16 protein-coding genes are annotated in these 18,351 nt (G+C 63.0%); 9 read left to right on the top strand and 7 right to left on the bottom strand.

The annotated features are described in order from the left end of the window. Nucleotides 1–3: 3 nt before the first annotated feature. Both J7557_RS12990 and J7557_RS12985 read right to left on the bottom strand, forming a co-directional pair. Entirely contained in the window at nt 4–540 is a 537-nt protein-coding gene (locus J7557_RS12990; RefSeq protein WP_291420488.1) for a tripartite tricarboxylate transporter TctB family protein, read from the bottom strand. Continuing rightward, on the bottom strand, nt 521–1,477 hold the full coding sequence (locus J7557_RS12985) for a tripartite tricarboxylate transporter substrate binding protein (protein ID WP_291420487.1): 957 nt from the start codon (nt 1,475–1,477) through the stop codon (nt 521–523). Before J7557_RS12985 ends, J7557_RS12990 begins: the two co-directional genes overlap by 20 nt. Before the next feature lie 317 nt (nt 1,478–1,794). Between J7557_RS12985 and J7557_RS12980 the strand changes: the two genes are divergently transcribed. Beyond that, the gene (locus J7557_RS12980) at nt 1,795–3,456 is read left to right on the top strand and encodes a Na+/H+ antiporter (RefSeq protein WP_291420486.1); all 1,662 of its coding nucleotides are present in this window, start codon (nt 1,795–1,797) and stop codon (nt 3,454–3,456) included. On the opposite strand, the gene J7557_RS12975 is transcribed toward J7557_RS12980, so the two are convergent. From J7557_RS12975 to J7557_RS12965, 3 genes are read right to left on the bottom strand one after another with little or no spacing between them, the layout of a single operon-like run. Then, nucleotides 3,453–4,496, bottom strand: a complete 1,044-nt coding sequence (locus tag J7557_RS12975) for an ABC transporter ATP-binding protein (protein WP_291420620.1) — start codon at nt 4,494–4,496, stop codon at nt 3,453–3,455. The genes J7557_RS12980 and J7557_RS12975 overlap by 4 nt on opposite strands. After that, on the bottom strand, nt 4,493–6,070 hold the full coding sequence (locus tag J7557_RS12970) for an iron ABC transporter permease (RefSeq protein ID WP_291420485.1): 1,578 nt from the start codon (nt 6,068–6,070) through the stop codon (nt 4,493–4,495). The genes J7557_RS12975 and J7557_RS12970 overlap by 4 nt, the downstream gene beginning before the upstream one ends. Nucleotides 6,071–6,074: 4 nt before the next feature. After that, nucleotides 6,075–7,076, bottom strand: a complete 1,002-nt coding sequence (locus J7557_RS12965; protein ID WP_291420484.1) for an iron ABC transporter substrate-binding protein — start codon at nt 7,074–7,076, stop codon at nt 6,075–6,077. A gap of 152 nt (nt 7,077–7,228) precedes the next feature. Here J7557_RS12965 and J7557_RS12960 point away from each other — a divergent pair, with 152 nt between their 5' ends. The 7 genes from J7557_RS12960 (at nt 7,229) to J7557_RS12930 (ending at nt 16,014) form a co-directional block, all read left to right on the top strand. Next, nucleotides 7,229–8,482, top strand: a complete 1,254-nt coding sequence (locus J7557_RS12960; RefSeq protein WP_291420619.1) for an imelysin family protein — start codon at nt 7,229–7,231, stop codon at nt 8,480–8,482. A gap of 235 nt (nt 8,483–8,717) precedes the next feature. Beyond that, the gene (locus J7557_RS12955; protein ID WP_291420618.1) at nt 8,718–10,181 is read left to right on the top strand and encodes a di-heme oxidoredictase family protein; all 1,464 of its coding nucleotides are present in this window, start codon (nt 8,718–8,720) and stop codon (nt 10,179–10,181) included. Further along, the gene (locus J7557_RS12950) at nt 10,181–11,227 is read left to right on the top strand and encodes an imelysin family protein (protein ID WP_291420483.1); all 1,047 of its coding nucleotides are present in this window, start codon (nt 10,181–10,183) and stop codon (nt 11,225–11,227) included. The genes J7557_RS12955 and J7557_RS12950 overlap by 1 nt, the downstream gene beginning before the upstream one ends. Before the next feature lie 2 nt (nt 11,228–11,229). Beyond that, nucleotides 11,230–12,321, top strand: a complete 1,092-nt coding sequence (locus J7557_RS12945) for a DUF1513 domain-containing protein (RefSeq protein WP_291420482.1) — start codon at nt 11,230–11,232, stop codon at nt 12,319–12,321. Nucleotides 12,322–12,454: 133 nt separating this feature from the next. Continuing rightward, on the top strand, nt 12,455–13,840 hold the full coding sequence (locus tag J7557_RS12940; RefSeq protein ID WP_291420481.1) for a M20/M25/M40 family metallo-hydrolase: 1,386 nt from the start codon (nt 12,455–12,457) through the stop codon (nt 13,838–13,840). Nucleotides 13,841–13,843: 3 nt separating this feature from the next. After that, on the top strand, nt 13,844–15,643 hold the full coding sequence (locus tag J7557_RS12935; RefSeq protein ID WP_291420480.1) for an adenine deaminase: 1,800 nt from the start codon (nt 13,844–13,846) through the stop codon (nt 15,641–15,643). A gap of 11 nt (nt 15,644–15,654) precedes the next feature. Then, nucleotides 15,655–16,014: a DUF2200 domain-containing protein gene (locus J7557_RS12930; RefSeq protein WP_291420479.1), complete on the top strand. Its 360-nt coding sequence runs from the start codon at nt 15,655–15,657 to the stop codon at nt 16,012–16,014. 34 nt (nt 16,015–16,048) lie between these two features. Here the strand turns inward: J7557_RS12930 and J7557_RS12925 are convergent, their stop codons facing one another. Continuing rightward, nucleotides 16,049–17,062, bottom strand: coding sequence for a zinc-binding alcohol dehydrogenase family protein (locus tag J7557_RS12925; protein ID WP_291420617.1), 1,014 nt, complete (start codon nt 17,060–17,062; stop codon nt 16,049–16,051). A gap of 102 nt (nt 17,063–17,164) precedes the next feature. Here J7557_RS12925 and J7557_RS12920 point away from each other — a divergent pair, with 102 nt between their 5' ends. Continuing rightward, complete coding sequence (locus J7557_RS12920; RefSeq protein WP_291420478.1) at nt 17,165–17,572, top strand: helix-turn-helix domain-containing protein; 408 nt, start codon at nt 17,165–17,167, stop codon at nt 17,570–17,572. Here J7557_RS12920 and J7557_RS12915 read toward each other — a convergent pair. Further along, a complete protein-coding gene (locus tag J7557_RS12915) occupies nt 17,569–18,222 on the bottom strand; it encodes a DUF1345 domain-containing protein (protein ID WP_291420477.1) in 654 nt (217 codons plus the stop codon). The genes J7557_RS12920 and J7557_RS12915 overlap by 4 nt on opposite strands. Nucleotides 18,223–18,351 lie beyond the last annotated feature (129 nt).

The following is an 18,351-nucleotide window of genomic DNA, read 5'->3' as shown; positions in this document are numbered from 1 at the left end:
GTTTTACACTCCCAGAGGCGGGAAGAACCGGCCCAATTGCAGCCCGAGCTGCTTGAACAGGAACCAGGCGGCACAAGCCAGAATGAGGCCGTAGACGAGGTCAAGCCACCAGCGACGCGAGCCGAAGGCATTGGCGACCAGCACGAAGGACAGCGTCGCGGTAAACGGCATGCCCAGCGGACCCATGGTGCCGATCGGCAGCGCAACGGCGACGAGCGCCGTAAGAAAAGCCCGCTTGTCCATCTTGGTCGAGCCATCGGCGTCTTCGGCGTCCTGCGCCTCGAACGTCTCCCCGCGCGATATCTGCAGCACGAGAATAGCGCCGAGAACGAGCAGGCCTGCGCCAGCAACGGTCACGAACAGCCCCGGACCCACGGCCGCATAGCGCGCGCCCTGCGGCAACCCGAAGCCGGCATAGAGCCACACCGCGCCCATCACCATCAGACCAATGCCGATCCAATAAGGCTTTGGCGAAGCGGGGGCAGCCGCTGGGCTGCCCCCTTCAGTCGTGTTGCGCTCGTCAGTTGACAAGGCCGGCATCCTTCAGGATCTGGCCCTGGCGCTCGGTTTCTTCGGCAATGAAGGCACCGAATTCGTCACCGGCGAGGAAGTAGTCTTCCCAGCCCTGCGCTGCGAGAACGGCCTTCCATGCGTCGCTCGTCGAGAGCTTGGTGAAGTTCTCGACCCACATGGCGTAGTTGTCGTCCGGAGCGCCCGGAGCGGCCAGAATACCGCGCCAGTTGGCGATTTCGACGTCATAGCCGGCCTCGTGGAAGGTCGGGACGTCAGGCAGGTTCGGGCGGCGCTCGGCCGAGGTCACGCCAAGGATCTTGATGCGACCCTGTTCGGCAAACTGGGCGAATTCGGACGTGCCGGAAACGCCCGCAACCAGAGTGCCGTTGACGATTGCCGTCACAGTTTCAGCGCCAGAGGTCTGCGGAATGTAGTTGAGGTCGGCCACCGGAATGTCGCCTGCCTGAGCCAGTAGCGCGAGCGAGATGTGGTCGACGCCACCGGCCGAACCGCCGCCGAGGGCCGCAGCACCCGGATCAGCCTTGATGCCGGCCACGAGATCAGCCAGCGTGTTGTACGGCGAATCCGCCGCAACGGCGATCACCAGATATTCCGCGGTCAAGCGAGCGACCGGACGGAACTCTGCGAGGTTGATCGGCGAATTGTTGAGCGCAATTGCGCCCACGGTGATTGCGCCGAACACGGCGAGAGCGTCGGGCTGACCAGTGGACGTGCCGAGGAATTCGGCAAGGCCCACAGTACCGCCAGCACCACCCGTATTGGTGAAATTGACACCACCGGTATAGATGCCGGCGTCATGCAGCGCCTGGAACGCCTGACGACCCGTGCCGTCCCAGCCGCCGCCAGGATTGGCGGGCAGCATGACATTGACCTGCGCACTGGCAGCGCCAGTACCCAGCGCAGCCGTCATGGCCAGAGCCGCAAGCGTCTTGGTAAACTTCATTCTGATCCTCCCGAGCGCCCGTTTTGCGGCATCATGCCGTCTCCTCCGGTAGCACTCAAAACTGTCGACAGATTTTGCCTATAAACCTCATCACATTGATGATTGGGCGTCAATATCCTTAGTTCTGCCGACAGAATGTGAAAGTGCGACCTTAGTCGGAGGTCGGGCGGGCTGTCGGGCCGTTCCCGGGCCTTCTCCGCACCGCCGCCAAATTTGCAGGATTTTCTTGTTGGCTGGATGCAACCGTCGCCTATTTGCTTTAGTGGGCCTTACCACCCCCGCTGCAGCGAGAGACGGGGCCGCCTCCGGGAGCCATCATGTTCGCCGAAATCCTCATCGTCATCATCGTCGCCATCGGCATCTCCGCCTTTGCAGAACGCAGCAATTTTCAGCCGGCTTTGCTGGTGGCCATAGTCGGTCTCGGCGCATCATTCATTCCCGGTCTGCACCGCCTCGAACTCGAGCCCGAAATCATCCTTGGTATCGTGTTGCCGCCGCTGCTCTTTTCCGCCGCGTCCGATTTCTCCTTCACCAGTTTTGCCAAGCGTCTTGGTTCGATCGTCAATCTAGGCGTCTTTCTGGTCTTCGCTTCGGCCGTTGCCGTGGCGCTCGTCGCGACCTGGACAGTGCCCGGCATGCCCATCGCTGCCGCCCTCGTGCTCGGCGCTATCGTCGCGCCGCCGGACGCCGTGACGGCCATCGCCATCGGCAGCAAGGCGGGCCTGCCATCAGGCCTCATGACCGTGCTGAAAGGCGAAAGCCTCATCAATGACGCTGCGGCGCTGACTCTCCTCGCCGTGGCCGTGGCGACCACGGCCGGCACACATGCCTTCATCGACAATACGGCACTCTATTTCATCTACGCAGCGGTAGTGGGCGTGGTGCTAGGGCTGATAATCGGCCATGGCGCGCAATTCGCCCGCCGCCGCCTTGCCAATCCATCCCTTGCCACGGTCCTCTCGGTCATCGTGCCTTTTGCGGCCTATCTCGTCGCTGAAGAGCTGCACGCCTCTGGCGTTCTGTCCGTCGTCGCCGCCGGCTTTGCCCTCGGACACCACGGCACGCAGTCCGGCTACGAAGAGCGCATGCAGGAGCGCCAGTTCTGGCGCACCATCGATACCCTGCTCGAAACTTTCGTTTTTGCCTATATCGGCTTGCAACTGCGCTTCGTCATCGATGACGCCTTCGATGCCGGGCTCGATATCAGCGATCTGCTCCTCGCCGGCGTCGCCATTTTTATCACCACCGTCGCGGTACGCTTCGCCTGGGTTTTTACCACAGCCGTGCTCGCGCGCCGTCGCCACCGCGCCGTCATGCAAAGGCTGGCCGAACCCCGCCGGCGACCCAGCCGCCGCCCGCCGCCGCCCACACCGGAAACGCCGCTGACCTGGAAGGAAAATGCCGTCCTCTCCTGGACCGGCATGCGCGGCGTCGTCACGCTTGCCGCTGCAGCCGGTATTCCCTTCCTGACGGTATCGGGCGATTCCTTCCCCTATCGGGAAGCCATCATCGCCCTGGCTTTCGTCGTCACCATCGCCACCCTGCTTGTGCAGGGCATCTCTTTGCCTTGGCTCATCGAGCGCCTCAACCTCGAAGACGGCGACGACAAGGCCTATGCCGAAGAGCAGCACCAACTCGCGCGCCGTCTGGCGCATGATGCCAATGCCGATGCCTTGGCAGAATTCCGCCGCACCCACACCTCGCCTCGTGCCCAACGCCTTGCCGATGCCATGGCCAAACGCGCCGACCGTACTTCTGCCGAAGAGGAGGAAGAAGAAGCGCAGGAGCGCGGCTGGGGTTTTGATCCCAAGGAAGCCTTCCAGCTCGGTCAGCTTCTGCTCGATGCCCGCCGCAAGCGCCTCATCGCTGCCCGCGATGCCCGAGAGCTTGACGACATGGTCCTGCGCGAAGTGCTCGAACAGATGGACCTCGAACAGGCCCTCATGGACGGCATGACCAAGGGGGCCAATAGGCTTTAGCGCGGAAGAACGTGCGCTTCGTCGATGATGCTCAACCGGACAAGATCGCCCGGCTTGAGGTCAAGCGAAGCCGGCACGTCCACGCAGAACGGCTCGGCGACGCCGTCATCCCGACAGTCGATTTCGAGCCGCCACTGCGCTCCGCGATAGGATCGATGCAGGACGCGCCCCAGCGCTCCCATGCTTTCATTCGACTGCGCTGTGACCACCACCTGCTCGGGCCGAACCAGCACATCGACCCGCGAGGCATCGGCATGCCGCACCATCACATCGCCCAGCATCGTTCTCGCAACTCCGCCGCGGATGGAGCAGCGCAACACGATCGCCTCGCCCAAAAAACGCGCCGTCTCGATATCCGCCGGCCGTCCATAAAGCCGCTGCGGCGGCCCGGCATCCGCCACCCGGCCATCGCGCATGACCACGAGGTGATCGGCAAAAGCCAGTGCCTCTGCCTGATCATGCGTCACGAGAACGCTGGCAATCCCGGCATCGCGCAACACATCGCCCACCATGGTCCGCATCGTTTCGCGCAAACCCGTATCCAGCGCCGAAAAGGGTTCATCGAGCAGCATTAGATCCGGCTTTTGCGCCAAGGCCCGCGCCAGCGCCACGCGCTGCTGCTGTCCGCCCGAAAGCTCGTGCGGGCGACGGCTTCGAAATGCAGAGGGAAGCCCGACCTGCTCAAGCAGTTCATCTACCCGCCGCGTCCTGTCCGCCGCCTGCCGCGGCATGGCAAAGCCGACATTGTCGCCCACGCTCATATGCGGAAAGAGCGCGCCCTCCTGCGCCACATAGGCAATATTGCGCCTATGCGGCGGCACCGAACCACCGGCGCCATGCAACTGCCGACCATCGAGACTGATCGTGCCAGCATCCGGCGCCTCAAACCCGGCAATCAGCCGCAACAGCGTCGTCTTGCCAGAGCCCGAGGGCCCGACGATGACCGTCCGGCTTCCCGAAGGCGCTACAAGGCTGACATCGCTCGCCCCCTTGTGGTCGCCGTAGCTTTTGCTGATCCCTTGCAGTTCAAGCATGGTCAGGCTTGCTCCAGACGGTCGGACTGCATGTGCAGCATGATAACGAGAGGAATGGATAGAACGATCATCAGCAGCGCATAGGGCGCCGCCGAAGCGAAGTCGAGCTCGCTCGTATAGGACCAGAAGCGCATGGCGAGCGTCCGCGTGCCATTCGGCGCCAGCATCAGAGTCCCCGTCAGCTCCGTCGTGATCCCCAGCGCCACCAGAGCCGCGCTCGCCATGGCGCCGGGCGCCGCGAGGCGAATGGTCGTGTGCCAGATCGCCGAAACCGGCGAGCGCCCGAGGCTCGCTGCCGCCCGTTCCAGTTCAACCGGCGCCTGGGCAATACTGGTGCGCAACCCCACCAGCGCCCGCGGCAAAAACATCAGCACATAGGCAAAGATCAGCGTCGCCAGCGTCTGATAAAGCGGCAGCGCCACCTGCACGGTAATAGTCACCAGCGCCAGCGCAATGATCACGCCGGGCAGGGCGCCGACATAGGAATGGCAAGCCTCAAGCACCCTCTGCACACGCCCCGGCGCCCGCACCGAGAGCCACGCCATGGGAACCGCCGCCAGCGTCGTCAAAACAGCGCCGGCCAAAGCTAGAACGGCAGTCTGCCCGAGCGCCGGCAAAATGAAATCCAACCGCCAGATCTCAGCGCCACCACTCCAGAGCCACCGCCCCAGCGTCAGCACCGGCACGGCAAGCGAGAGCGTGGCAAAAAGCAACGGCAGGATCAACACCGGCCAACGCCACCTGCCGAGCGCCAACGGGCCGCGCCTCCGCGCCGCGCCGGAGCCGACGCGCGCATATCGCTCGGTCCCGCGCAGCCCCGTCTCCAACCCCAATAGGCCAAGGCAAAGCAAAACCAGCACCCCGCCAAGCAGATTGGCCTGTGGCCCGCTATAGGCGGATTGAAACTGGTCGACGATCGCCGTCGCAAACGTATCGAAGCGCGTGAGTACAAATAGCCCGTACTCCGCCAGCAGATGCAGCCCAATAAGCAGCGCCCCGCCCATGATCGCCAGCCGCAATTGCGGCAGAACAACAAGAAAGAACACGACCAGGGGCCGTTTGCCCATCGATTGCGCCGTCTCCTCCAGCGCTGGATCGAGCCGCCGCAACTGCGCCGCCACCGGCAGATAAAGAAACGGCAGATAAGCGAGGATCGAAACCAGCACCGCCGCGCCCAGCCCATGAAACCTCGGCATGAAGGCGTTCCAGGCATAGCTATGCACAAAGGCTGGCAGCGCCAGCGGCGCGATCACCAGCCAGGACCACAGCTTTGCAAAAGGCAGATCCGTCCGCTCGATCAGCCATGCCAGCGCCACCGCCAGCACCGCCGATAGCGGCAGCACCAGAACCAGCAGCATCACCGTATTGACGAGCAGTCCACCAACCTTGGGCCGAAACACGAGATCAGCGATCGTGCCCCAGCCGCTCGTCGCAGCGATGTAGACGACAAACCCCAGCGGCAGCAGGCTCAGCAGCCCCGTCAGAAGAGCGGCACCCAAAACCAGGGGATGACCGGCACCGACTGTCAAGCGACGGCCCGTCGCCGCCTTCGTCGCCTCAAAATCGACCGACACCGCCATGGGTCTAGAGCAACCCGGCTTCCGTCATCAGTTCAGCAGCCTTCACCGTATCCAACTGCGCCGGATCGATCGCCGGCGCACCAAGCCCGGCCAGCGGCGGCAATGCCGGATTGGATTCGTGATCGACGCCCACGGCGTATTCAAACGACTGCCCATCACGCAGCACATCTTGCCCCTTGGCGCTGGTGATGAAGCGCAGGAAGGCCAAAGCCTCTTCCTTGTGCTGGCTCGACTTGAGCACGCCACCACCCGAAATCGACACGAACGCGCCGGGGTCCTGATTGCCAAAATAGTGCAGGGCCGTATTGCCGCTGCTCTCCTTGGTCCCGGCCTGATCGCCGAACCAGTAGTAGTGATAGATCAGCGCCCCATCGACTTCGCCATTATTGGCCGCCGCCATCGCCGCGCGATTGCCGCGCACGATCACCGCATTGGCCTGCATGCCGATGAGCCAATCAAGCGTCGCTTCATCGCCCTTGAGTACAAGATAGGCAGCCACAATCGCCTGGAAATCAGCCCCGCTCGGTGAAGCCGCCCAGCGTCCCTCCCATTCCGGTTCGGCCAACTCCGCCATGGTCTTGGGCAGGTCGCCCTCGCTGAGCGCGTCCTTATTGTAGGCGAACACGGTCGAGCGCGCGGCAATCCCCGTCCAACTGCCACTCTCCGGCCGGAACTGCGCCGGCACCTGATCCAGAATATCCTGGGGCAGGGGCTCGAACAGCCCCGCGCCATCCACCAGCACCATGCCCGGTGAATTCTCGGTCAGAAACACGTCCGCCGGCGAATTGGCGCCTTCCTGAATGATCTGGTTGGCGACCTCGAGATCCGCGCCCTGCCGGATGATGACCGGAATGCCGGTCTCCTCGGTAAAGGCCGTCGCCCATTCCTGCGCCAGCGTCTCGTGCTGCGCATTGTAGACCACGATCGGGCCTTCCTGCGCTGAAATGGGATAGCTGAGACCCAGGGCGAGCAGCGCTCCGAAAACGAGCGGCAATCTATTGGTCATTTCGCACACGACGGCGCCGGGGCCGTTTTTCTAAACTTGATACGCCCTGTCTATTTTGAACCTCCGCCCATGTCCATCGGCAGTTGATTTACTAATGTGACGGGCGTACTCACCTTTGGAGCTTTCACCCGGAGGAATGGCTGATGCTTTCTATTGGCAAGCGCACGTTGCGCGGTCTCGCCCTGACACTCGCGCTCTCGGTTGCGCCCGTCGCCGCCTATGCGCAAGCGCCCAGTGACGCAGATGTGCTGGCGAACTACGCCAATATCGCATTGGCCGGCTACGAAGATTCGCTGACCACCGCCGAGGCGCTCGACGCCGCCATCGACGCGCTGATCGCGACGCCAAGCGAAGAAACCCTCGCCGCCGCCCGCACCGCCTGGAAGGCCGCCCGCATTCCATACCAGCAGACCGAAGCCTTCCGCTTCGGCAACCCGATCGTCGACGAATGGGAAGGCCGCGTGAACGCCTGGCCGCTCGATGAAGGCCTGATCGACTATGTCGACGCCGGCTACGGCACCGAGAGCGACAGCAATGCGCTTTACGTCGCCAATGTCATCGCCAATCCAAAGATCACCATCGACGGCACCGAAGTCGACGCCACCGATATCACCCCCAAACTCCTCCAGAACGAGCTGCAGGAAGCCGCCGGCGTCGAATCCAACGTCGCGACCGGATATCACGCCATCGAATTCCTGCTCTGGGGCCAGGACCTCAACGGCACCGGCCCTGGCGCCGGCAACCGCCCCTTCACCGACTATTCCACCGCCGACCATGCGGACCGCCGCGCTGCCTACCTGAAGGCCGCCTCGTCTCTTCTGGTCTCCGACCTCGAAGAAATGGTCGCCAATTGGACCGAAACCGGCGCCGCCCGCGCCGCGCTCCCCGAACTCGGCCTCTCCGCCATTCTCACCGGCATGGGCTCGCTGAGCTTCGGTGAACTGGCCGGCGAACGCATGAAGCTCGGTCTGCTCCTCCATGATCCGGAAGAAGAGCACGACTGCTTCTCCGACAACACGCATATCTCCCACCTGCAGGACGCGCAGGGCATTGAGAACGTCTATCTCGGCAAATATACCCGCGTTGACGGCACTGTCGTTGAAGGCCCCTCGATCTCCGACGTGATCGCTGCCAAGGACGCCGCCCTCGACACCGAAATCAAGGGTCTCCTCGCCGATACCCTGACCAAGATGCATATCATGGCTGACCGCGCCGAAGCCGGCGAAGCCTATGACCAGCAGATCGGCGAAGGCAATGACGAGGGCAATGCTGTGGTCCAGGCCGCAATCGACGGCCTCATCGCCCAGACCCGCGGCATCGAACGCGCCGTGGCCCTGTTGCAACTCGCCGACGTGACCATCGAAGACAGCGACTCGCTGTCCAATCCGGACGCTGTGTTCGAGTAAGACCCTGCATACGGCCCTCACAAACACAGGCTGTCATCCCGGCGAAGGCCGGGATCCATCCTGAAATCCCAAGATGGGCCCCGGCTTGAAGCCGGGGTGACAATCGTGGGTGTGACGGCATCAAATGTCCAGTAGAATGCACTTGGGGAGCCGCCCCCTTCTCCCGCGGCACGCGTCTGGCTTCCCCATGCAAATCCGCCTCACCCTCGCCCTGATCGCCCTTCTTGCCGGCGGCATGGTCTTCGCTCAGGATTATGGCGTGCGAACCGACGTGACCAGCGACGATCTCGCCCGAGTCCGCTCCGTTACCGCCCCCACGACCGACTTCTCCAAACCGGAGAGTTTTGAAACCAACCCCGCCGGCAAGGCCACGACCCGCTTCTCGGTCAATCAGGACTCCTTCAGCCACTTTCAGGACAACCTGACTTTCGAGCAGGAGGAGCAGTTCAAGCTCGGCAACGCGCTCTTCCGCAAGATCTGGGTCAGCTCCCCCAGCTCCACCCAGGCCTCCGACGGTCTCGGCCCGCTATTCAACGCCCGCGGCTGCCAGAGCTGCCACATCAAGGACGGTCGCGGCCATCCGCCCTTCGAAGGCCAGGCGGAAAACGTCTCCATGTTCCTCCGCCTCTCGGTCCCACCAATCGAGCCCGACACTCGCCTCGCCATGGACGGCGTCATCGCTGGCGAAGTCGGCGACCCCACCTACGGCAGCCAGCTTCAGGATTTTGCAGTCCCCGGTCTCGCCGCCGAAGGCCGCATGGTCATCGACTACACTGACCTCCCAGTCACCCTCGGCGACGGCACAATCGTCACCCTGCGCGATCCAAAATATTCCGTCGCCGACCTCGCCTATGGCCCGCTTTCCGACGACGTCATGCTCTCGCCGCGCATCGCTAATCCTATGATTGGTCTCGGTCTCGTCGAACAGATCCCAGCCGAAGACATCTTGGCCAATGCCGATCCCGACGACGCGAACGGCGACGGCATCTCCGGCCGCCCCAATTGGACTATTGCCCCCGAAACCAACACGGTCGAACTCGGCCGCTTCGGCTGGAAAGCCGGCATGGCGACCATCCGCAGCCAATCCGCCGCCGCCTTCGCCGGCGACATCGGCATCTCGACCCCGTTGGTGAACCTCCCCCACGGCGATTGCACCGAAAACCAGCCCGACTGCCTCGCCATGCCCACCGGCGAACAGGCCCGCCTCGGCGTAAGCGAAGCACCCGATCCGGTCCTTGATCTCGTCACCTTCTACGCCCAGACCCTCGGCGTCCCCGAGCGCCGCGACGTCAAGAGCGACGCCGTCCTCGCCGGCAAGGAAGCCTTCTACACCGCCGGCTGCGCCTCCTGCCACGTCCCCAAATTCGTCACGAGCAAGACAGCCGAAAACCCCGCCCACCGTTTCCAGTTGATCTGGCCCTATTCCGATTTCCTGCTGCACGACATGGGCGAGGGCCTTGCCGATCATCGTCCCGAAGGTCAGGCCGACGGCTACGAGTGGCGCACGCCGCCCCTCTGGGGTATCGGCCTCACCGAAACGGTTTCCGGCCACACCTTCTTCCTCCATGATGGCCGCGCGCGAAACCTCACCGAAGCCATCCTCTGGCATGGCGGCGAGGCGCAAAAATCTCGCGACGCCTTTGCCGTCATGACGGCAAAACAACGTGCCGATCTCTTGGAATTCCTGGGGTCCCTCTGATGCGCATTTTTGCCGCCATTTTCGCAACTTTTCTTCTGGTCGCCCCGGCATCGGCGCAGATCATCAGTCCCTCCGAAATGCTGCGCTCCAGCGTGACCAATTTCATCCGGCCCCAGACCAAGGCCTTTGCAACGCGCACCGCCGAGCTTTCAAAGGCCATGTACGTCCTCTGCGAAAACGGCGATCTGACTGCCGCCCAGGAAGCGTTCGCCAAAGCCGCCACGGCCTATGGCCGCATCGAATTCCTGCGCGTCGGCCCGCTCATGGAAGACAACCGCTCCGACCGAATTCTGTTCTTCCCCGACCGAAAAGGCATCGGCCTCCGTCAGGTTCAGCAGCTCCTCGCCGAAGCGGACCCCACCGCCGCCACCGTGCCCGGCCTCCAGCAAAAGAGCGTTGCTGTTCAGGGCTTTGGCGCCCTCGAATTCGTCCTCTTCGGCACCGGCTTTGAAACGCTGACCACATCCGACGGCGCCTTCCGCTGTGCCTATGGCGCTGCCGTGGCCAAAAACCTCGAAGAAATAGCCAGCGACATCGCAGCCGGCTGGGCCGATCCCGACGGCATCGCCAAACGCCTGACCCAGCCCGATCCCGCCTATGCCGACTACCGCACCACCACCGAATCCCTCGAAGCCATAGTCGGCCTCGTCTCCCACGGTATCGAGGCGGTCCGCGATACGCGCATAAACCCCTTCATCGCCAAGGGTGACGGCAAGGCAAACCCCAAACTGGCCCTGTTCTGGCGATCCAACCAGACCTTGCCGATGCTGAAAGCCAATTTCGACGGCCTCCGCCGCCTCATCGAGCTGTCGAGCGTAGTCACGGACCCAGCCCTCGCCGAGGAAGTTACAGCCGCCTTCGCCCGCGCCGACGCTGCTTTCGCCGTCGTGACCTCACCCGTTGAAGAAGCCGTGACCGACCCAGCACAAGCCGCCGCTTTGAACGACCTTGTCATTGCAACCCAAGACCTGCAGCGCCTCATCGGCGAAGAGCTCTCCGCCACCCTCGGCCTCAGCGTCGGCTTCTCCTCCCTGGACGGAGACTGACCGTGTGGCAGCGCCGCGCTTTTTTGAAATCAGCCGGTGCCGGCTTCTTGGCCAGCCTTGCGCCACGCCAATTGCTGGCCCTCGAAGCCAATGACCTCGTCTTCGCCAGCTCCATCCAGACATCGGCTGGGAAGTATGGCGCCGTCCTCATGGGCGAGCGCGGCGACGTCATTTCCATGATCGATTTGCCCGATCGCGGCCACGACATCACCATCAGCCGCGAAGCGGGCAGGGGCGTCGTCTTCGCCCGCCAACCCGGCACCTTTGCTTTGGTCTTCGACCCCTTCGGCAACGAAGCCCCGCAAACCCTCACCAGCGTCGAAGGCCGCCACTTCTTCGGGCACGGCGTCTTCTCGCCCGATGGACGCCTCCTCTACGCAACCGAAAGCGACTTCGAGGCCGCCCAAGGCGTTATCGGCATCTACGACGCCACCGACAGCTACCGCCGCATCGGCGAATTCCCCACCTACGGCACCGGCCCCCACGAAATGCTGCTCATGCCCGACGGGGTCACCTTCGTCGTCGCCAATGGCGGCATCGAGACCCACCCCGACTACGGCCGTGCCGAACTCAATATCGACACCATGGACCCCTCCGTGGTCTTCATCGACCGCCGCGACGGAAAACTTATCGGCCAACTCCGCCTCGAAGCCGGCCTCCACCAGCTCTCCATCCGCCACATGGCGGTGGACGTGCAAAACCGCGTCTGGTTCGGCTGCCAATACAAGGGCGCGCCCAGCGAAACGCCCCAGCTCATCGGCTACGCCACCATGGACGGCGAAATCCGCCTCATCGAACTGCCCACCGATACTCTCCGCGATCTCCGCAACTATGTCGGCTCCGTCGCCGCCTCGACGGATGGATCGACCATCGCCGTCTCCTCCCCCGAAGGCGATCTGCTCATCGCCATCGACGCCGAACAAAAACGCCCCGTCCTCGTCGAAACCCTGCGCAATGGCTGCGGTCTCGCCGCCGATCAAACCGGCTTCATCGCCACCAGCGGCAAGGGAGAAATGATCGGCATCGCCGGGGCCGAACGGCCCCAGCAACAGTTCGATTTCCTCTTCGACAACCACATGCTGCGCCTCGGCTAAAGCACCGCCTTTTCCACACTGGACGTTTGCCGTTGCAAAGGCCTGGTCATTCTACCAAGCTGCTTCAGCGCCGCCTCAGGCCTCTCGCCAGCCGTCCAGTCGACGATCCAACCCTATTGAACCGACCGCCCGCATGACCACACTCGATGCCGTTCTTGCCCAAGCCGATCAACAACTCGATACGAGCCTAGAGCGGCTCTTCGAGCTGATCCGCATTCCGTCCGTTTCCACCGAACCCGAATATGCCGCCGATTGCCGCCGCGCCGCCGAATGGCTGCGCGATGAACTCGCCGGCCTCGGTTTCGATGCCACGGTGCGCGACACGGCAGGCCACCCCATGGTCGTCGGCCACGGCCCCACGACACCCGGCCCGCATGTGCTCTTCTACGGCCACTACGACGTGCAGCCAGTCGATCCGCTGGCCCTCTGGAACACGCCGCCCTTCGAGCCCACCCTCGTGCCCCAGCCCGATGGAGAAACTTTCATCACCGGCCGCGGCGCCTCCGACGACAAAGGCCAGTTGCTGACCTTCATCGAAGCCTGCCGCGCCTGGAAAACCGTCACTGGCAGGCTCCCCATCCGCATTTCCATGCTCTTCGAGGGCGAAGAGGAAGCCGGCTCCCCCTCGCTCGGGCCATTCCTCGCCGCAAATGCCGATGACCTCCGCGCCGACACCATCCTCGTCTGCGACACGGATATGTGGGACCGCGAAACCCCCGCCATCACCACCATGTGGCGCGGCTTCGTCTCCGAAGAGTTCGAGGTAACAACCGCCGACCGCGATCTGCATTCCGGCATGTTCGGCAGCGCCGCCCGCAATGCCGTGCAGCTCATCTCCACCATTCTCGGCCAGCTCCGCAGCGAAGACGGCAGCGTCGCCATCCCCGGCTTCTACGACGGCGTCACCGAACTCCCCGAAGCCAACAAGGCGGAATGGGCTCGTCTCCCCTTCGACGCCGAAAAATTCCTCGGCGATATCGGCCTCTCCATCCCTGCCGGCGAACAGGGCCGCTCGGTCCTCGAACAGGTCTGGGCCCGCCCGACCGCCGAAGTCCACGGCGTCTGGGGCGGCTATTCCGGCGATGGTTTCAAGACCGTCATTCCCGCGAAAGCCGGCGCCAAAATCTCCTTCCGCCTCGCCGACGGCCAAGACCCCAATCGCATCCGCGAGATCTTCCGCGATTTCGTCCGCGCCCGCATCCCGGCCGATTGCTCCGTCACCTTCAAGGCTTACGGCACCGCCGCCGCCCGCTCCATGCCACTCGATGGCGTCCTGCTCACGAAGGCCAAGGAAGCGCTGACCGAAGAATGGCAGCGCGAAACCGCCCTTGCCGGCACCGGCGGCTCGATCCCGATCCTCGGCGAATTCAAGCAGCGCCTCGGCATGGACAGCTTGCTGATCGGCTTCGCCCGGTTCGACAACCGCATCCATAGCCCCAACGAAAAATACGACCTATCGAGCTTCCACAAGGGCATTCGCTCCTGGGTGCGCATCCTCCACGCTTTCTCTAAGGCCTGAACCATGGCGATTACCCGCTTCTCCGTGAGCCCACTCCACACGCAGATCACAACGCTTGCCGCCGTCGCCGGGGGCAGGGCGCCCGCCGACCTCGTCATCACCGGCGCGCGCACGCTCTCGACCTATTCCGAGCGCATCGCCAGCGACAAGGAAATCTGGCTCTCCGGCGGCCGCATCGCTGCTGTCAAACCGGCCGGCTCCTACAAGCTCGGCCCAGCCCCCAAGGCCCTCTACGACGCCAAAGGCGGCATCATCGCCCCCGGCCTCGTTGATCCCCACATCCACATCGAAAGCTCGATGGTCACCGCCTGCGCCTATGCCGAAGCAGCGCTGCTCAATGGCACCACGACGATCTTCTGCGACAGCCACGAGATCGGCAATGTCATGGACGTAGCCGGCGTCGAAGCCATGCTCGAAGACGCGCGCCTCGCCCCGCTTTCCATCTTCCTCACCGTCCCCTCGACCGTCCCCGCTACCTCGCCCGATCTCGAAACCGCCGGCGGCGACCTCACTCCCGAAAAGATCGGCGCCCTCTTTGACAAGTGGCCTGAAGCCGTCGCCCTCGGCGAAAAGATGGATTTTGTTCCCGTCGCTATGGGCGATCCGCGCAGCCACGCCATCATCGCCGAAGCCCTCAAGCGCGGACGCCCCGTTTCCGGCCACATCTATGGCCGCGAATTCGTCGCCCCCTATGCCGCAGCCGGCGTCACCGACACGCACGAGGCCATCGACCGCGACATCTCCGACGATTTCGTCGATGCCGGCATCTGGGTCTTCCTCCGCGGCGGCAATCCGGCGACGCCCTGGAATTCCATCGTCGAAGCCATCAAGCCGATCACCGAAGGCGGCGCCAGCCACAAGCGCTATTGCGTCTGCACCGACGATCGCGACGCCGACGATCTTCTTACCTTCGGTCTCGATTGGGTCGTCCGCGAAGCCATCCGCTGCGGCGTCAAACCCGAACAGGCCTGGTCCATGGGCTCGCTCCATGGCGCCACCCGCTTCGGCATGGGCGATGAAGTCGGCGGCCTCGGCGGCGGCCGCCGCGCCGATCTCGTCCTCCTCGATGAGGACCTGAAGCCGGTCAATACCTGGTACGGCGGCGCCCTGATGGTCGAAGACCGCAAGGTTACCCCGTTGCTCGAAGACACGCTCAACCAGCGCTACCGCTACCCTGACGCGGCCTACAACACCGTCCACCTGCCCAAGTCGATCAAACTCGTGCCCGACCTGCCGAGTGGCGCAGTCACCGCAAATGCCATCGGCATCGAAATGCCCGGCATCATCCTGCCGCATCGCAAGGTGGACATCGCCCCGGCCAATGACTGGGAAACCATCCTCGAGCGCGACAATCTCAGCTTCGTCACTGTCATCGAGCGCCACGGCAAGTCAAATGGCGGCATCGCCTATGGCCTCCTGCATGATTTCGGCATCAAGAACGGCGCCGTCGGCTCCTCTGTCGGCCACGACAGCCACAACATCATCCTCGCCGGCACCAACGAAGCCGACATGCAGCTCGCCCTCAAAACCATCGAGGCCGCCAATGGTGGCATCGTCGTGGTTGAAGATGGCAAGGTGCTAGCCTTCGTCGCCCTCCCGGTCGCCGGCCTCATATCCGACAAGCGCGTCCACGACGTTGCCGCCGAAAACAAGGCCCTGAAAAAGGCCTGGCAGCAGGTTGGCTGCACGATCCCCTATATGGGCTTCAACCTCATCCCGCTCTCGGTGATCCCGGAAATCCGCATCACCGACAAGGGCCTGGTCAAGGTGCCGGAAATGGTCTTGCAGCCGCTTTTCGACTGAAAGGGAAAGCCATGAAATCCTCGGCCAATCACCGCATCTTCACCACCAGCGTTGCGAGCGTTTACCCGCTTTACGTCGCCAAGGCGGAGAGGAAGGGTCGTACCAAGGCCGAGGTCGACGAACTCATCTGCTGGCTGACAGGACACAGCCAGCAGACGCTTGAAGACGAACTCGAAAAGAAGACCACCTTTGAGGATTTCTTCGAAGGCGCGCCCGGCATGAACCCCTCAAGGTCGCTGATCAAAGGCGTCGTCTGCGGCGTCCGGGTCGAGGACATCGAAGAGCCGACCATGCGCGAAATCCGCTATCTCGACAAAGTCATCGACGAGCTCGCCAAGGGCAAGGCGATGGAAAAGATCAAGCGAAGCTGAAACCCGGCCGACAATCGCCGGCCGGGCCCGCCGCTCAAAAGCCCTCAAGCACAATCTTGCCCTTGGCCTTGCCGGTCTCGATCAGGCTATGAGCCTTCCTGAGGCTTTCCGCATTGATCGGGCGCAGCACCTCGCTGACGGTCGTGCGAACCTTGCCCTCATCGATCAAGGCAGCAACCGCATTGAGCAATTTGCCCTGCTCATCCATGTCGCTCGTGCCAAACAGAGACCGGGTAAACATCAGCTCCCAGTGCGTCGACACGGCCTTCCGCTTGAATGGTAACACATCGAGTGTTTCCGGGTCATCGATCAGCCCAAAGCGGCCCTGCGGCGCGATCAGCTTGATGATCTCGCCCAGGTGCCGCTGCGTTTCCGTCGTCGAAAACACAAAGGCCGGCGCTCCGATGCCCAGTGCCTCGACCTGCTCGGCCAGTGGCTTGCTGTGATCGATCACATGATGCGCGCCAAGATCGCGCACCCACTGGCTGGTCTCCGGCCGCGAGGCGGTGGCAATCACTGTTAGGTCCGTCAGGGCGCGCACCAGCTGAATGGTGATCGACCCAACCCCACCCGCGCCGCCCACGATAAGAATGGCATTGGCCGCCCCGGCCACCGGCTTCCGCACATCCAGTCGGTCAAACAGCATCTCCCAGGCAGTGATCGCCGTCAGCGGCAGGGCCGCCGCTTCGGCATTGGAGAGGGTATTCGGCTTCCGCCCGACAATACGCTCATCCACCAGATGAAACTGGCTATTGGCACCGGCCCGGGCGATTGAGCCTGAATAATAGACCTTGTCACCCGGCTTGAAACCCGTGACAGCATCGCCGATCTCGACCACCCGGCCGACCGCGTCCCAGCCCAACACCTTCCACTGCCCATCGGCAGCATTCGACCCCTGCCGCACCTTGGCATCCACCGGATTGACCGAAACGGCCGCGACCTCGACCAGGATGTCGTGCCCCTCGGCACGAGGACGGTCGATTTCGATATCCACCAGCGCCTCAGCGCGATCGATCGGTCCGGCGATTGTGTAGCCAACGGCTTTCATCATTCAGCTCCTCTGTGCTTGCTGTGAGCTGGAGATGAGCCTACCTTCGCTATCGTGCAATACGATCAAAGACTGCACATACTATCAAAAAGGATACTGTAAATGGCCAAGGCCCGACACTCGCGTTTCGATTGCAGCCCCGGCTGTTCCGTCGAGGCCGCCATCGGGCTGATCGATGGTAAATGGAAGTCTGTGATCCTCTTTCACCTGATGAAGGACGGCACTCTGCGCTTCAATGCCATCCAGCGGCACCTCTGCAAGGTGACACCGCGCATGCTGACCAATCAGCTCCGAGAGCTGGAGGAAGACGGCCTCATCACCCGCAAGGTCTATGCCCAGGTCCCGCCAAAGGTGGAGTATTCGCTTTCGCCACTCGGAAACACGATGAAGCCCATCCTCCTGGCCCTGCATGCCTGGGGCGATGAGAATATCGGCCTCTACGGCAAGCCGCACGGCCACGATCCCCGTGACGCCTCGGCGGACCCGGAAGCCCAGCTTCAGCCAGCCTAGCTGTAGAGGCTGCCGATCGTATTGATCGCAAAAGCCAGAATGCCAAGGTTGAACAGGAAAGCCACGACGCCGTGCGCCAGGGCGATCTTGCGCATATGCGCCCCTTCGATCGTCACATCCGAAGTCTGGAACGTCATGCCGAGCGTAAAACTGAAATAGAGAAAGTCCCAGTAATCGGGCGCGCTCCCACCGGGGAAGTGCAGCCCCGCCCGATCCTTCTTCTCTAGCTGCTGATAGTAAAGATGGGCGTAGTGAAAGGCGAAAACGGTGTTGGCGAAAACCCATGCCAATGCCAGTGACACGAGGATCAGCGGCACCTCGAACCAGTTCGTATCCGGATGCGCGATCAACGATCCCACGGCAACGAGCACAATGAGCAGGACGAGCAGGGTGATCGCCAGCAGCCCGACGCGGTTGGCGTCATTTGTGGCAGACGTTTTGCGCATCCTCGCCAGATCGTCATTCAGCAGCGGCAGCGCCGAAATCAGAAAAACCAGTGTAGCAACGTTAAAACTGGCCAGAACGGCAATCTGCAGTTCGATCCCGGCCAATGCGGCCAGGCCGCTCAGAACCACCATGGTGACGGCAAACAGCACGAAGCGCGGCGGCGCGACATGATGGCCAAGTGTTTTGACGAGCCGGGTAGGCAAGGTGGGTTTCTCCCAACGAAGGTCGCGCAACAGAAGCTATGTCAGGGAGCCTGCTTCACCAAGCTGTGCGCTTCCACACTCAAATTGCCCTTTGTTTCCATTCTCGGAAAAATCAGGGTTGCGTCAAAA

The organism is Devosia sp., assembly GCF_017744655.1.
In the GTDB taxonomy this organism is placed as follows: Bacteria; Pseudomonadota; Alphaproteobacteria; order Rhizobiales; family Devosiaceae; genus Devosia.
This window is presented reverse-complemented; position numbering and strand designations above follow the sequence as displayed.